We start from the raw sequence: 15,864 nt of genomic DNA, 5'->3' as shown, positions 1-15,864 counted from the left end.
ACTATATATTATTAGTGACTCTGCTTTTTACTTCAGACAAGCTGCGGTTAGGCTCTCATGGATTTTTCACCACGGGCTAAACCTACTACACCAGAACGTGATATTTCAATCACCTTGGTCATGTCGGTGAGCGCGTGGATAAATGCATCAATTTTATCGCTGGTACCAACCATCTGCACGGTATAGATATTGGAAGTTACATCGACAATTTGACCACGAAAAATATCTGCAGTGCGTTTGACTTCTTCGCGTTGATCGCCTTGAGCTTTCACTTTTACTAAGGCAATTTCACGTTCAATGTGGGGTGACTCAGTAATGTTAGCCACTTTCAAAATATCAATAAGCTTGTGCAATTGCTTTTCAATTTGCTCGAGAATATTGGCATCTGCAATCACGGTAATATTTAAACGTGACAAGGTTGTATCTTCAGTTGGCGCTACAGTTAAGCTTTCAATGTTGTAACCGCGCTGAGAAAATAAACCTACCACTCGTGATAATGCGCCTGGTTGGTTTTCAAGTAATACAGAAATAATACGACGCATTAGCTTTTCTCCGTCTTGGTTAGCCACATTTCGTTCATTGCACCGCCACGAATGAGCATTGGGTATACGTGTTCAGTCTCGTCGACACTGATATCAACAAAGACTAATTTATCTTTCATTGCCAATGCTTCAGCTAGTTTTGATTCTAATTCATCAGGGTGATTGATATTCATACCAACATGGCCATAAGCTTCGGCAATTTTGGCGAAATTAGGCACAGAGTCCATATAAGATTGTGAATGACGACCGGAATAAATCATGTCTTGCCATTGTTTTACCATGCCAAGAAAGCGGTTGTTTAAGTTAATAATTTTCACCGGAGTGTCATATTGCAGTGCGGTAGAAAGCTCCTGAATATTCATTTGGATGGAACCATCACCTGTGACGCATACTACCGTTTCCTCAGGAAACGCCATTTTAACGCCCATTGCCGCAGGCAAACCAAAGCCCATAGTGCCTAATCCCCCCGAGTTAATCCAACGGCGAGGTTTATCAAAAGGGTAATACAAGGCAGCAAACATTTGATGTTGGCCGACATCTGACGCCACATAAGCATCGCCATTAGTCAGTTTGTATAAGGTTTCAATCACTTGCTGTGGTTTGATTCTGTCGCTGGTGCGATCAAATTCTAAACTTTGGCGTGAGCGCCAAATTTCAATATCGCTCCACCAAGCAGCCATAGCGGTCGCATCATTGGTGTCGTTCGTTTCATCGAGTAAATCTAACATAGCGTCTAGAATATTATCGGCAGAACCCACAATCGGAATATCGACCCGAACCGTTTTAGAAATAGATGATGGATCAATATCGATGTGTAAAATGGTTGCGTTTGGGCAATATTTTTCAACATTGTTGGTGGTGCGGTCGTCAAAACGGACCCCAATACCAAAGATTAAATCGGTATTATGCATTGCCATATTGGCTTCATATAAACCATGCATCCCCAACATGCCTAAACTTTGCTTGTGGGTGCCAGGAAATGCACCTAAGCCCATTAGGGTACTGACCACAGGGATGTTCAAGCGCTCTGCAAGCGCCAGAATTTGCGCGTCACAACCCGAAATTATCGCGCCACCACCGACATATAACACAGGTTTTTTAGCCACTAATAAAGCTTGCAAGCCGCGACGGATCTGGCCTTTATGACCAACAGTTGTTGGATTGTATGAGCGCATTTTTACGCTGTCGGGATAAATATAATCATGCAGTATATCTGGGCTTAAGCAGTCTTTTGGCAAGTCAATTACCACTGGGCCTGGGCGACCTGTTGCTGCAATAAAGAAGGCTTTTTTGACTGTTTCAGGAATGTCTTTAGCGTCGGTTATTAAAAAGCTGTGTTTTACGATAGGGCGTGAAATACCAATCATGTCACATTCTTGGAAGGCATCATTACCAATCAAATTACTCGGTACTTGACCAGACAGCACTACTAGCGGAATTGAATCCATGTACGCGGTGGCAATCCCGGTAATTGCGTTGGTCGCACCAGGGCCTGAGGTCACAAGTACCACGCCGACTTTTCCGGTAGCGCGTGCGTAGCCATCAGCCATGTGCACGGCAGCTTGCTCATGACGTACTAAGATGTGTTCGATACCGGATATTTTGTGCAGAGAATCGTAAATGTCTAACACCGAACCGCCGGGGTAACCGAAGATATGGCTGACACCTTCATCAATTAATGAGCGCACGATCATACTCGCGCCAGAAAGCTTTTCCATGAAATACATCCTTATTAAGTTACCGTATGGTAAACAGTATCTTGTATACAACGACGGTAATCGTTTTATCAATAAGCTTGAAGGATAATTCAAACTCGAAGATTGAATATTGCTGTCGTAATATTCAATGGCTGGTTTTATCGTTACTGAAGCAGTAACTTGCCTCCATCTTATGTAAATTTATTTTTACTGCAACCCATTTAGTTAATTATTTTTGTTTGTTGAAATAGTTTCATGTTTATGATTTTTATTTTGGGCTTGAAAGCAGTGGGTGTTTATCAATAAAGCGCTGCACTATTTATACTGAAGTTAACAGCTAAATATTAGCGACTTAGCAACCTAATTAGCGGTCGAATATGGCATTGCAGGCATGCACTTAAGTGTATGGAGATGAAGATCGAGTTCAACTGAGTTTCAATTCATATGTGAAAATAGCGTGTTTGATTTGCTTTACTTTTGCCGTGGTCATAACGATTTTGCTTGGTGCAGTCATTTAATCGTTGCTGAGCCAGGGATTGGTGAATCAAGATTACACACTTGAATGATGGCTATATATTGGGTGGTTTTTTTATTACTAGCTGGATGAGTGCTGCGATTTTCTTTGCTGTTTATTGATGAATATGTGCTAAACAACAAGGCAGAGAGTCACTGGGAAGTTGCCAGATTAGTACCTTGTTCTGATCATTATTAATCAATGAGTTAAGCGAAGGGGAGGGTTGACTGTTTTGGCACTCTCATAAGAATAAAGCCACCGATATCGATGACTTTATTTGTGGTAATACTTTATTGATTAAAGGGTCTTATTTTTCGATAAGGTACTTTGAAAAAACTGACATAGCCCGACTAATAAAATAGCGCCAAGCATCAAGGCTGCAAAAGGCACAGCGCTACCGTCATAAAAATACGCCAGCAGTGGCCCCGCGACGGCGCCAAAACCAAAGCGTAGCGTACCAATCACTGCGGTGGCAGTACCGGTTTCTTGCTTGAATTTCATTAATACGATGGCGTCGGCATTGACTGACATCACCCCTAGCGAGCCCATTAAAGGAATAAGCATTAACACGGTAAAGTGATAACTTAAATCGAGTAAATTAACGGCTAGCAAGCCAGTTGCGGCAATGACTCCGAAGAAAGTTGACACATGTAACATCCGTTTGGAGCCGAATCGGCTAACCACTCTAGAGTTGACAATGTTGGCGAGCATCAAGGCTCCCACATTGGTGCTAAATAAAATCGCAAACAGCGATTTATCTAAATTAAACACTTCCATATAGATAAAAGGCGAAGCGGTTAAGTAACAAAAGAAAGCAAATGAAGTTAATACGCCGCTGGATAAATTCAGTTTGACGCCATTGCGAGCAAAGACTGTGTAGTAGCCGCCTAAAAAGGTCTTTTGACTGCGACTGCCTAGGTCTTTATCGCTGGGCATTTTTAGTTTAAATAATACTAAGACTAATAATGTGATGGCATAACAACTTTGGCTTAAGAAGATAAGATGCCAATCGCCGAGTTCCATTATTAAACTGCCCAAAGTAGGTGCAAGTAATGGCGCTAACATCATAATAAGGCTGACATAAGACATGCCTTTGGCGGTATTGTCGCCATAAATCTCTTTAATGTAGCCCGGCACCACAACCGTGGCAGCAGCACCAATCAGAGCTTGTGCAAAACGCAATATCAAAAACTGTTCAATACTGGTACTTAATGCAATAAGTAAGCTGATAATCGTGAAGCCTAATAAGCCAAATATGACCAGTGGACGTCGGCCTATCTTATCGGCCAATGGGCCAAATATCAGCATGCCTAATGCATAGCCCGCCAGATAAATACTCAGCGATTGTTGCACTGTCGTGATGTCGGTATCAAACCCTAAGGCCAATGTAGACATCGCTGGTAAGTACATGTCGATGGCTAAAGGAGTGATGGCGACAATCGCGGCAAGCATAGGTATTAACATCGCTAAGTGGGGAATACCCGCTGATACTGGAAATGAGTTGGACTTTGATGGCGATACCACGGGAACCTCATGTGCTTTGTGCGTTTTTGCTGAAAATGGCGAAAAATTTTCGTTAGTTTACCACGCTATGGCGCATTTTCTGAGCCTGAATTTGTAATGAATAATTTAGCTAAATAGCATTTACATTAAGGCAATAGAGTGAATTCAAATAGAACAAAAATGCAACATTTTTGTCATTAAAACTTCACCTTGATTGTCTAAGTTGTTGGCATTATTTTGCATAACTTAATTCGGAACTTTAGTTTATGAAACGCTTCCCTCAAGGTAAAACGGCACTACTGGTTTCTTCAATCATGGCCACTATGTTGCTAACGGCATGCAATGGTGACGATGGACAAGCGGGGGCTCAGGGCATGGATGGCACCAATGGAGACGTTGGGTTGTCAGCCCTGGTTGCGTTAACCTCGCTTGCTGTCGGCGATGCACAATGCCCATTTGGCGGCCAGCAAATTGAAACCGGAGTAGACATCAATAGTGATGGTGTTTTAGATGCAAGTGAAGTTGATGCGACGCAAACACAAATAATGTGTAATCAAGCCCATAATACTCTGAGCGCTGATTTAGTGGGGCGTTATCAATCAGGTGTTTATGGTCTTAGTGCCGCAGAAATTGTTGATTATCATCCGGCAAGCCAAAGCGCATTTGTCGTTAATGCTCAAAGTGGCAAAGTCGATGTCGTTGATTTATCGATGTTAACTCAAGCGCCGGTTTACGCTGAAGCAGGTTACAGTTTAAATAATCTCAGCAAAAAAACGGACTTAAATATCAGTGTCGATACTGGCTTAACTTTATTAGGTGCAGTTAACAGCGTCAGTGTATCGGGTAATTTACTCGCCGCTGCCGTTGAACGAGCAGACGCATTAGGTAATGCGACCCAGGGTAATGGCATTGTTGCATTTTATCGTTTATCAGACAGTGAGTTACCCCAGTACTTGTCATTTGTTGACGTTGGAGCATTACCCGACAATGTCGTGTTCAGCCCTGACGGTAGCATGTTATTAGTCGCCAACGAAGGTGAGCCAAATAGTGCTTATGATATCGACCCTGAAGGTTCTATCGCGTTAATTGCAATCACTAATGGTGTGCCTGCCACAACCGCTACCCTAGTCGGTTTCAATGATTTTAATGTTGGTGGTTCACGTAATGCAGAACTGAGTCCATTGATTAAGATCAATGGCCCTGGAGCGAGTGTCGCGCAAGATTTAGAGCCTGAATATATTGCCGTGTCGCCAGACAGCCAAACAGCTTACGTCAGTTTACAAGAAAATAACGCCATTGCAGTGATTGATATCAAGGCGGCAGTGGTAAAAAGTATTATTGCTTTAGGGCTTAAAGACTTTGGCTTAGACGCCAATAAAATCGATGCCAGTGATAAAGATGATGCCATAAATATACAGGCTTACGCTGGGGTGTATGGTATGTATCAGCCAGATACGATAGCCAGTTATCGCTGGAATAATACTGATTTTATTGTCACCGCCAATGAGGGGGATTCACGAGATTACGCCGGTTTTTCCGAAGAGGCTCGTGCTGCAGATCTAAGCTTAGATCCAAACCATCCACAATTTGCCGCAGCGCAAGATAAAACACAGCTTGGGCGCTTAAAAGTCACCACCAGTATGGGTGATGACAACAATGATGGCTTAATGGATAAAATTGTTGCTTATGGCGGGCGTTCATTTTCGATTTGGACTGCAGATGGCCAGCAAGTATTTGACAGCGCTGGTGATTTTGAACGAATTACGGCTGCGATATTGGCAATGAACTTCAATAATAATAACGATGAAAACAAAGGTGATAGCCGCAGTGACGATAAAGGTCCAGAGCCAGAGGCACTCGCTCTTGGCCAAATAGGCTCACGTACTTATGCCTTTATTGGTTTAGAGCGTACCTCTGGATTTATGATTTACGATATTACTAATCCATTTGCCGTATCGTTTGTCGATTATGTCAGCAACCGTAACTTTGATGCTGATTATGTCATTGATACCGATACTGGTGAGGTTGAAGGTGATGCGACATTAGCAGGTGATTTAGGCCCCGAAGGGATGAAGTTTATTGCCAGCCAATATAGCCCGACAGGCTTGCCATTGTTACTGATTGGTAATGAAGTTAGCGGCACCACAACTGTGTATCAACTAAAATTACAGTGATGCATTGATGCTTTTTTATCGCCAAAGCGAATGACCGTGAAGCGATTGTGAGTATCTAACAAGCCGAGCATAATATGCTCGGCTTTTTTTGCTGCGTATGTCCCGTCCCGAAATATGTTTATTTATCGCAGGTGAATATGTCGTAATTAATTTGAAATAAAACTATGATAACAACCTAGATTATAAGTATTGAGGTTGTTGTGGTACTGAGTCGTTTGTATGATTTTATGCCAGGTTTAGAGACCTTCTCTCGTTACGAGCGAAGCTGGCTCAAGGATGATGTTCGCGCCGGTTTGTCTGTTGCCGCGGTTGCGTTACCTGTGGCAATTGCTTATGCGCAATTAACCGGAGTGAATGCCGCGGTGGGGTTGTACTCTTGCGTGTTACCTATGATCATCTACGCTTTATTTGGCACCTCAAGACAACTTATTGTTGGTCCCGATGCGGCAACTTGTGCGGTTATTGCTGCGGTAGTGACACCTTTAGCGGCCGGCGACAGCCTTAAACATTGGCAATTAGTAATGACCATGACCGTGATGACCGGTTTTTGGTGTTTAATCGCCAGTCGATTTAAATTAGGTGTATTAGCGGACTTTTTATCAAAACCTATTCTAATGGGACTACTCAATGGTGTCGCCATTACCATTATTGTCGGCCAATTTTCAAAAATATTCGGTTTTACCTTTGATGAAAAATACTTACTTGAACGCTTAGGTGGTGCGCCAAGCTATTTGTCGCAAACCCATATTCCGACGCTATTGATGGCCATCCTTACCGTGATTGTCTACTTTGCAATGAAACGCTTTAAACCGACTTGGCCTGCGTCGATGTTTGCTATTGCTGTTGGCGCCGCTTTAGTGTGGCTTTTCCACTTAACCGACTATGATATTGCGGTGATTGGAAGCGTGGCAGGAGGAATGCCATCATTTCAAACACCAGTGTTTAATATCGGTATCGCTCGTGAGTTAGTCATGCCGGCGCTCAATTTAGCGATGGTGAGTTTTGTCAGTATGATGCTTACCGCACGCAGCTTTGCTGCTAAAAATGGTTATGACATTGATGCCGATAAAGAGTTTAAAGCCTTAGGTTTAGCCAATATTGCTTCTGCTCTCTCGCAAGGTTTTGCCGTTAGTGGCGCAGATTCTCGTACGGCTGTAAATGATGCTAATGGCGGAAAAACTCAATTGGTGTCCGTGATTGCGGCGGTATTGATCGCCATTGTGGCGGTGTTTTTGACCACGCCGTTAGAGTTTATTCCCAGTGCAGCATTGGGCGTTGTGTTAGTGATAGCCTCAATACATCTTATCGATCTGAAAGCGCTGTGGGGATTACGTTTACGCGATCGCCAAGCATTTTATTTGGCCTTAACAACTTTCTTTGCTGTTCTGTTTATTGGCGTTATTCCCGGAATTACCCTTGCGGTGCTATTGGGATTATTTCAGTTTTTACGAACGGTCATGCGACCAACAGATCAAGTGCTCGGGCTTGATGCCAAAGGGATTATTCGTAGTGTTGATAGCAGTGATAAAGCCGCATCTGTGCCAGGTGTGTTCATTTATCGATTTAATTCTCCACTGACTTATTTTAATGCTACCTACTTTAAACGACGTTTACTTGAACGATTTGCTCGTCAGAATCAACAAGAAACCATTGAGTGCGTGATTATCGATGCGGTGCCATGTTTTACCCATTTAGATTTGAGCGTAATGGCCATGTTGACCGACATCAATGCGTTATTGCGTAAACGCGGAGTGAGTTTGGTATTGGCAGGGCGTAAACGACAATTAATTAGTTGGTTTGAACAAACCGATATGGTGTCTGGAGAAGAAGGCATTACAATTCATTCAGACTTATATCTCGCGTTAAAGATGCACCAAAGTCATGTTGCTGCTTATGAGTCTCAACGATTAGATGATGCTGATCAGGATGGTTCGACAGAGGTGATACTGTCACATAGCCAAATTTAACCATTAGGGTTCGCTGTTGTTGTGTGTTAGGTTTGATTAAGTTAATGAATTTAAATGCTTTTAATAAGTGTTGTTCAGAGCGTATTTATTATATAAAATCGCCAAAAATAACCAAGGTATGGCAATCATACCTTGTAATGACGCCCCCTCGAAAATCAGGCCCTTAATTTCCTTCCCGGGCCCTTGAGTAAAGTAAAAAGCGTAGTCTTTCTGTTGGATGTGGCATGTATGGTTTCGCAAGTAAGTGAAGCAATGCTGGATGTGATCGCAGATGCGTTAGTCGATAAAGGGTATATCCTCTTATCAGATATCATTCCTGATTATGTAAGTCTGGCCTTGCTTGAAAAAGTGCAAGCTCAGCGCGATATTGATTTTAAAAAAGCCGCCGTTGGTCGAGGTCTTGAGCAACAAATTAATCCTGATATTCGTTCGGATAAAATTAGCTGGCTAGACAATCAAGACCCTATTGACCGTGAATATTTGTCGATGATGAGTCAACTTAAAGATGGCCTTAATCGTCGTTTGTTTATGGGGCTATTTGACTTTGAAAGTCATTACGCAGTTTATGAGCCGGGGGCATTTTATAAAAAACACCTCGATGCGCTGCACGGCAGCCAAAACCGCATTTTATCGACAGTCTTTTTCTTAAATTCTGACTGGCAGGAAAACGACGGTGGTGAGTTGATTATTTATGATGAATCTGATTTAGCTCTAGAAGTGGTTAATCCTAAAATTGGAACCTTGGTGCTGTTTTTAAGTGAACGTTTCCCTCATGAAGTGAGACCGACAATGAAAACTCGCAACAGCATTGCCGGATGGTTTAGGGTTAGTCACGCTAATCATGGCTTTTAATCATATCGCTGTCAGCCTGGTGCTGTGATAAGCCCTTTTTAAGATAATCTTTTAGTCACAACAGAAAACAATGTTTTTAGAATATCAATAAAAACATTGTTGCCGTTGGCTGTATATCTATATGCAGTTAAGGTAATGTAACCTATCAACAACAGGAGCATTAACTTGAGCTGGATTAATAGACAAGATTGCTTAATTGGCGAGCATGTTATTTTAGAACCATTATCATTAGACCATGTTCCTGGTTTAATTTTAGCTGCTAACGACGGTGAATTGTGGACCTTATGGTACACAAACATCCCCGATGCTTCGGGAATGAAAGCGTATGTCGAGTTTGCACAAGCCTGTGAAAACCGAGGTGAAGCCGTTGCATTTGCCGTGCGTGATAAAGTGTCTGGTAACATTGTTGGTAGCACTAGAATTTGTCATTGGGATCAACCCAATCGCAGACTTGAAGTTGGCTACACTTGGTATGCTAAATCCTATCAGCGTACGGCCATAAATACCGAATCTAAATTATTAATACTCCGTTATGCTTTTAATACCTTAGACGCCATAGCAGTTGAATTTAGAACTCACAGGCATAATCTTGCCTCACGAAATGCGATTGAACGACTCGGTGCCAAGCAAGATGGCATATTACGCAATCATAAAATCCTAGCTGATGGTACTATTCGTGACACGGTCGTGTTTTCGATTCTTGAAACCGAATGGCCTCTAGTGGAACCGTTTTTAACATCTCGTTTAACGCATTATCAATCTTAACATTACCGACTAATTTCTAAACATGAAGGGAAAGAACCATGAATAAATCTGCTATGTGGATTTTTACTGTATCGGCACTTTGCGCCAGCATGACCGCACGTGCAGAAGATGCTGCAGAAAAGGCATTTACTGATGAGTTAATCGAATGTGCAGCTTATTATCAAATTAGCTCTGAAGCGATTGGTGCGATGAATGCACCACAAATGAAAGCAGTCGGAGACCGTTTAAAAACGTCCGCAGTTGATGCGGTTGCTATTGCGGGAAAGTATCGCGCGCCTGCGCAAGTTGAAAAAGATGTGATTGCCGCTAAACAACAGCAAATCGATAAATTAGCTGGCTCGAATAACTTAGGTGGACTGATGGCAAAGTACAAAGATTCTTGTAAATCCATTGTCACTGAACCACAAAAACGCTTAGATTATTGGACTATGGCGACCATGTAATGGCGTCATATTAAGTGAATATAAATAACCACGTATAGTTTTCTATCGTGGTTATTTTTTTAGCCATTGCCCTTGTGGCGTTTGGATCATATGCCCAGGTTCTGCTGCTTCAATGGCTTTTTGCGCCGCGAGTGTCGCGACTTCATCAATGCTCACGCTATGTCGTTTGGCGATCGATTGATAATAGTATTTCCGTTTAGCATTAACGGATAATACTAGCTGTTTTGCCTCAGGAGTGTCGATAATTAACCCTAAATAACCATTCGGTTGCTCACCCACTATTCTTGCTGCTTTAGCCTCTTGCAATGTCATTGACCACGCACTAGCACTCCATAATAAACTGGTTAAGCATAGTGCTGTAGCGAAAGTGAAAGTTGATTTCATCTTGATCACCTCTGCTTAAAATAACTCATCATTTTCGAGTAAATTATTGAGTTCTTTATCCACTCTAATTTTAATTTCATGCTCAATTTTTACATTTAAGTTAATCACGATAGGCTTATCGGGCGGTTCTATTTTTACTGTTGGCGTACAAGCTGATAGGCATAACGATGCCATTATGGTGCTGATACTGATTAAATATAGCGATGAATATTTCACGTAGACGATCCTTTTATGCTGCTATTGGATTTTTGTTTCAATCTTGTTTTGTAGTTGATTGCCAATCTGGGTGCTTTTGTATAATTGAATCAGGTTCTCTTGATGAGTGTAATTGAGGTGGACAGGTCGCTCAATTCCGCGGCTGTTACCTTTAACACCCAAGTTAAGCACGGCATCTCCATTGGGCGTCATGTCAAATGTGCTCGCCAACTCAGTGTAGTTAAGATGCTCAAGTGCGGTAAATACCAATCCAAGATAGGGTTGAGATAATTCTAGTCTATCTATGGCAGGATTTCCGGCTACTTCAATTAATCCTCCAGGCTTACGCGCTGCAAGTTTGCCACCGGATATTGTCACTTTGCCATCTGTTAATTCTGCTGGAAGTACGCCATCAAATAAGCCATTGGCTTTAACCCCTACTTGGGGTTGTTCTTCTAAAAACTTATCCAAACTAAGACCTTGTAATAACAAGTATCCATAAGATTTATCATGCAGTTTAAGCACAAATTCAGGTAATAGAAAACGTCCATCTAACATGTCGCCACTGGCGGTAAGATTAATGTTAGTCTCACTTAATCCGGTGACCTGTTGTAACCAGTTTGTCGGCAGTTTATTGCCATCTTTATTGAGTTCAATATTGGCATTAACATTTAAATTAGTGAGCGATAAGCCGATTTTAGCTTGCTGTAAACTGATTGCCGTTTGTGGACAGACAAGCTTACTGTGAGCAAAGTGTTTTGCATCTGCGGCCGTATTCGGCGCATCGTAAGTTTGTTGCCAGTTAAATTGGCATTGAGCAAAAACTTCACCGCCGTTAAATGTTTTATCTTGCCATTGCCCAGATAAAGACGATAACTGCTGTTCAATCTTCATCTCAAATTGACTGCTATTGTCTATTTCGCTTAAGGCAAAGCCTGCAATAAGTTTACTGTGGCCCTGTATAGTAAAGTCATTCGGCAAGGGTTGGACTTTTTTCAATGTATTTAGTGCGGTTTCAATGTCGGTATCGAATGTCCATTGTCCTGCTAGTGATAAGGGGCTTTTCTTATCCGCAAATTTAAGCAAGTGATAGCTGCTTAAGGTAAGAGTATCGAGTTGCCATTGCTCATTACCGATTAATAGTCCGTTGGATAAGTTAAGTTGTTGAATGACATTTAACTGGTTTAGCGCAAGCAAAGGTTGGCGGCGATTGTTGCCGATCTGTTTGGTGATATCGAGTTGATTGACACGCCATGCTATGTCGTTAGTCGCTGGGGTTTGTAACCACTTGTCCAATGACGTTTGTAAAGAGTCATCTCTATGTAATCCAAGGGATAACTTTTGGTTAAACGCCACCTCAGCTTTATTAATCACTCCCTCTATGGTCGATAATCCGTTTTTGCCTGCATGCGTTGCTTGCTGGCCGATAAGCTGACCAATTTGAATCTTGAAAGGGGCCAGATCAATTTGAGTCGTGTCTGGTTTGAACACTATGGTAGAGGTGTCATTGACCGTAAGCCCAAATGTCTCCCATTGCGCCGACGTTGTTTGGGTTTGTTTAGTTTGCTGCTGATTCACACTGGTTACACTGCGTGAAATACTACTGTGATTAATGGCAAAGCTAGAGCTTGAATCTAACGATAGCGCGAGTTGATCTTGTTGTTGCGATATTTTACCGACTAAGTGTAGTTTAGCCTCTGACAATAACAGCTGATCTAAAGCAATTTGCGGAAATAAAGCTTTAATATCAATAGTACTTGGAGCTGAAGGCGATGCTTTCAAGGCTGCCTTTTGATTTGTGCCAGTTATGGGATCTGTTATCCCAGAGTCGTCAGTGGCGAGTGTTACTGCTTGCTGTTGTTCGGTTTGGTTTATGGCGGCATGCGATGATAAAGCCATATCCAAGTCAAAATCACTGCTAAATTGTTGGTGACTATTCAATGTGGTATGGGCCAAGGTTAGCTGACTTTGCAGTAGTAATCCCTCTATGCTCAGCTTCAAGTCCGGCAGTGTTATTTGTAACGGTAACATATCATTTTGTAAGGGAATAACCGCTTCGATAGGGGAGTCCATGTGCACATCAATATGGGCCTGCTGAGAAGCCAATTTAGGCGTAAGTTGATCAATAGCATGTATTATTTGATTATCATGATCACCGGCAAATAATCTAATCAGCTTATTTCTGTCTTGTTCTGTTGGTGACAGTTGATAGTTAATGGGCTCTATGTTGAGTTTAATCGCGAACGCGTTAGTGGTTTTGTTGTCGGTTAAGGTTGTTGATATTGGGTAGTTACCTATATTTAGCATTAATTTAATTGGCTGCTGCGGCGCAAAATATACACTTGGCCACAGTGGAGAGTGCAAGGATAGTCCATCAATTGATTGTTGGCTGCTGATCTCACCGCTCATTAAGTCAACTTTACTATGGGCTGTCCACTGGCCTTTCACTGTGAGTTGTTGCTGACGGATGGGTTGCAGTATTTGTGATAACTGTTGCTGTAAGCCATTAAGCATATTATTAGCTTGTGCTTGTTGTGACTGCTGCTTGCTGTTTAATAAATGTAAATATTGATCTAATGACTCAAGCCCCTGATAACTTAAGCCCAAATCAACCAGCGTATTAAATTGCCACGCTTGTTTATCTAAGGTGGCATCAAGACTAAATAATGGAAAATCATTAAAGCGCCACAAGGTATTTAACTGACCTTCTGGGGTTAATGTGAGCTTGTCCATTTTTAACGTATTGTGCTGTGGAGCATCTTTATCCAGAAGTGGCAGCTTAATATTAATCTCGCCTAATTCAATCATGGGTAATTTAGCCAAGTTGAGCTGCATTGACGCCGGCGATTCTTCTGTTTGTTGAGACTGACGAATAAAAAAACTGTCGCCTAAATCGACATAAACACTGTGTGTTTTGATACTAATAATATCGTCAGCACTGATTTGTTGATTTTTAAGAATTTGCAGGCTATCTCGCAGCTCAAGGTTAAATTCTTGGATAGCGATATGACTGTCTTCCACTTTCAATACTAATCTAGGAATATAAATATGGTTAAACGACACATATTCGGCATCAAAGTTAAGCACTTCGATATGATTGTCGGCGAGTAAATTATTGAGTATTTTGACTGTAATGGGTTTGGCATTTTCGAAAATGATCCACACTAAGGCCACTGTACAAAACAGCACAAAGAGTAAGATCTTGTTAACGGTCAAAATGCGCAATAGTGACTCACTTTACGTTTGCTTGGTTAAGGGCGTATGTGTTTGTTGGTCATGTATTTTTACATGACCTTGACTGTGATTACTCATCGCGACACCTTGTTGATTATAAGACATTTAGCGACATAAATTGGCTCATAAATGCTATTGCCAAAAAGAGGCTATTTAACGGTATAGCGATTAAAAAGTGAATTAGTTTAGCATGTTATTAGCAGTAGATTATTAAAATATAACACATTATTAATCTGTGGGCAGTTCAACTTTTAAGACGTATTTAGCTGCAGGTCGTGACAATTTGATGCCAGACAGAGTTTGCCAAGTGTCATGATGCATCGAGTGTGAGCGATAATGCACGAGTAAGTAACCACAAATACTGCCGCAAGCGGCGGTTAAATAATCTTGCTTATTTGATAGAAGAAGTCTTTATCAGGAGTGGAGTTATTTAGCGACGGTGTCTCTAAAAACGGTGTCTCTAAAAACTGTGTTTCTATAACGGTGTCTCTAAAAACTGTGTTTCTATAACGGTGTCTCTTAGGCTTGTGCTGCATTTGCTCAATCAAGTGTTGAGCCGTTTATCTCGAATAAATGTTCACCATAAAAGTTAAACTGTATCTGAGTTTCATGTGGTATTTAATTCAATAAAAAAGGCGCATATGAGCGCCTTTTTATTGCCGATTAAGATGGCAAACTTATGCGTTTAGCCTATCAAAGGTTCAACAACCATGTGTTGTAGTTCAATTGGGGCTATGGCATGTAGAGCATCCATTGCAGCACCCACTAAAGTAATTTTTCCTACCGATGATTCAACTAATACAGCACGCTTAATCTCGCTATATTGGCGGTTATTACGGATCAGATTTGATAACGCCATTTGCATAGGCTGCATTGATGGATTAAATGCTGCACTTTCAGCATAGCGACCACAGAAAGTGGCGCCATCCTTGGTTTCAAGAACTACAGCGGCATTATTGTTGGTGTATGGCGCATAACTTAGGCCCATTTGATCAATGGCTTCGATGATCATTGGGTCATCAGAATCACAATTAAACTCTTGCTGACGTTTACTTAATAGCGGCATGGTGACATCTAAGTCAGCAGGGCCAAACGCATAAGGCAAATAGTGTGCTAGTGTTTTAGTTTCTTGCTCTGGCAAATGAATTCTAATCTTACTGCCATTGACTAGTTCATTCATAAATTGGCGGCAGTGGCCACAAGGGCTGAAGTTGACAATAATATCAACAATTTCTGTTTCACCGGCCAGCCAAGCGTGGCTGATTGCACTTTGTTCAGCGTGTACGCTGTGAAATAGCGCTTCACCGGGTAATTCTAAATTAGCCCCCATGTACAAGTCGCCACTGGCACCTTTTGCGATAGCGCCTACGTAGAATTCGCTGATAGGAGGGTTAGCCAGTGCAGCTGCAATAGGTAATAAATCCATTAGCACTTGTTGTTCTGGTTTGCCGCTTGCTTTTACAAGCTCTGCAAATTGAATCGCATCAATATGACCACAAAATTGCTCATGAAGTATTGGCACAAGTGCGGTAGCCAAAGGCTTGTCTAGTTGAGTAATGCTCTCTAAAAATCGATTTTGCATTCCCTTATCCTT

12 protein-coding genes are annotated in these 15,864 nt (G+C 41.8%); 5 read left to right on the top strand and 7 right to left on the bottom strand.

Annotation, left to right across the window (positions count from 1 at the left end):
* Positions 1-47: 47 nt before the first annotated feature.
* The 3 genes from ilvN to H5164_RS18335 all read right to left on the bottom strand — a co-directional run bounded on the left by ilvN (position 48) and on the right by H5164_RS18335 (position 4,217).
* On the bottom strand, positions 48-542 hold the full coding sequence (ilvN, locus tag H5164_RS18345) for an acetolactate synthase small subunit (RefSeq protein ID WP_182723813.1): 495 nt from the start codon (positions 540-542) through the stop codon (positions 48-50).
* On the bottom strand, positions 542-2,260 hold the full coding sequence (locus tag H5164_RS18340) for an acetolactate synthase 3 large subunit (RefSeq protein WP_182757272.1): 1,719 nt from the start codon (positions 2,258-2,260) through the stop codon (positions 542-544). Before H5164_RS18340 ends, ilvN begins: the two co-directional genes overlap by 1 nt.
* 790 nt (positions 2,261-3,050) lie before the next feature.
* Positions 3,051-4,217, bottom strand: a complete 1,167-nt coding sequence (locus tag H5164_RS18335; RefSeq protein ID WP_182757303.1) for a multidrug effflux MFS transporter — start codon at positions 4,215-4,217, stop codon at positions 3,051-3,053.
* 305 nt (positions 4,218-4,522) lie between these two features.
* On the opposite strand from H5164_RS18335, the gene H5164_RS18330 reads away from it, so the two are divergent.
* From H5164_RS18330 to H5164_RS18310, 5 genes are all read left to right on the top strand, one after another.
* Positions 4,523-6,430, top strand: coding sequence for a choice-of-anchor I family protein (locus H5164_RS18330; RefSeq protein ID WP_182757271.1), 1,908 nt, complete (start codon positions 4,523-4,525; stop codon positions 6,428-6,430).
* Positions 6,431-6,657: 227 nt separating this feature from the next.
* Positions 6,658-8,397, top strand: a complete 1,740-nt coding sequence (locus H5164_RS18325; protein WP_124018443.1) for a SulP family inorganic anion transporter — start codon at positions 6,658-6,660, stop codon at positions 8,395-8,397.
* A gap of 228 nt (positions 8,398-8,625) precedes the next feature.
* Positions 8,626-9,249, top strand: a complete 624-nt coding sequence (locus H5164_RS18320; protein WP_182723801.1) for a 2OG-Fe(II) oxygenase — start codon at positions 8,626-8,628, stop codon at positions 9,247-9,249.
* 174 nt (positions 9,250-9,423) lie between these two features.
* The gene (locus H5164_RS18315) at positions 9,424-10,014 is read left to right on the top strand and encodes a GNAT family N-acetyltransferase (protein WP_182757302.1); all 591 of its coding nucleotides are present in this window, start codon (positions 9,424-9,426) and stop codon (positions 10,012-10,014) included.
* A gap of 53 nt (positions 10,015-10,067) precedes the next feature.
* Entirely contained in the window at positions 10,068-10,457 is a 390-nt protein-coding gene (locus tag H5164_RS18310) for a hypothetical protein (RefSeq protein ID WP_165870201.1), read from the top strand.
* Positions 10,458-10,508: 51 nt separating this feature from the next.
* Here the strand turns inward: H5164_RS18310 and H5164_RS18305 are convergent, their stop codons facing one another.
* The 4 genes from H5164_RS18305 to cdd form a co-directional block, all read right to left on the bottom strand.
* The gene (locus H5164_RS18305; RefSeq protein WP_182698761.1) at positions 10,509-10,841 is read right to left on the bottom strand and encodes a YdbL family protein; all 333 of its coding nucleotides are present in this window, start codon (positions 10,839-10,841) and stop codon (positions 10,509-10,511) included.
* 15 nt (positions 10,842-10,856) lie between these two features.
* Positions 10,857-11,015: a YnbE family lipoprotein gene (locus H5164_RS18300; protein WP_124018445.1), complete on the bottom strand. Its 159-nt coding sequence runs from the start codon at positions 11,013-11,015 to the stop codon at positions 10,857-10,859.
* A gap of 63 nt (positions 11,016-11,078) precedes the next feature.
* Positions 11,079-14,261, bottom strand: coding sequence for a YdbH domain-containing protein (locus tag H5164_RS18295; protein WP_182757270.1), 3,183 nt, complete (start codon positions 14,259-14,261; stop codon positions 11,079-11,081).
* A gap of 694 nt (positions 14,262-14,955) precedes the next feature.
* Complete coding sequence (gene cdd, locus H5164_RS18290) at positions 14,956-15,852, bottom strand: cytidine deaminase (RefSeq protein WP_124018439.1); 897 nt, start codon at positions 15,850-15,852, stop codon at positions 14,956-14,958.
* Positions 15,853-15,864 lie beyond the last annotated feature (12 nt).

Source organism: Shewanella sp. SG41-3, from assembly GCF_014164545.1.
GTDB classification, from domain to species: Bacteria; Pseudomonadota; Gammaproteobacteria; order Enterobacterales; family Shewanellaceae; genus Shewanella; species Shewanella vesiculosa.
Note: the sequence above shows the minus strand (reverse complement) of the source record. Positions and strands in the feature narration are given on the sequence as shown.

Excerpts from the sequence above, each read along its gene's own strand:
- ilvN (WP_182723813.1), bottom strand. The coding sequence starts at position 542 with ATGCGTCGTATTATTTCTGTATTACTTGAAAACCAACCAGGCGCATTA.
- H5164_RS18340 (WP_182757272.1), bottom strand. The coding sequence starts at position 2,260 with ATGGAAAAGCTTTCTGGCGCGAGTATGATCGTGCGCTCATTAATTGAT.
- H5164_RS18335 (WP_182757303.1), bottom strand. The coding sequence starts at position 4,217 with ATGTTAATACCTATGCTTGCCGCGATTGTCGCCATCACTCCTTTAGCC.
- H5164_RS18330 (WP_182757271.1), top strand. The coding sequence starts at position 4,523 with ATGAAACGCTTCCCTCAAGGTAAAACGGCACTACTGGTTTCTTCAATC.
- H5164_RS18325 (WP_124018443.1), top strand. The coding sequence starts at position 6,658 with ATGCCAGGTTTAGAGACCTTCTCTCGTTACGAGCGAAGCTGGCTCAAG.
- H5164_RS18320 (WP_182723801.1), top strand. The coding sequence starts at position 8,626 with ATGGTTTCGCAAGTAAGTGAAGCAATGCTGGATGTGATCGCAGATGCG.
- H5164_RS18310 (WP_165870201.1), top strand. The coding sequence starts at position 10,068 with ATGTGGATTTTTACTGTATCGGCACTTTGCGCCAGCATGACCGCACGT.
- H5164_RS18305 (WP_182698761.1), bottom strand. The coding sequence starts at position 10,841 with ATGAAATCAACTTTCACTTTCGCTACAGCACTATGCTTAACCAGTTTA.
- H5164_RS18300 (WP_124018445.1), bottom strand. The coding sequence starts at position 11,015 with ATGGCATCGTTATGCCTATCAGCTTGTACGCCAACAGTAAAAATAGAA.
- cdd (WP_124018439.1), bottom strand. The coding sequence starts at position 15,852 with ATGCAAAATCGATTTTTAGAGAGCATTACTCAACTAGACAAGCCTTTG.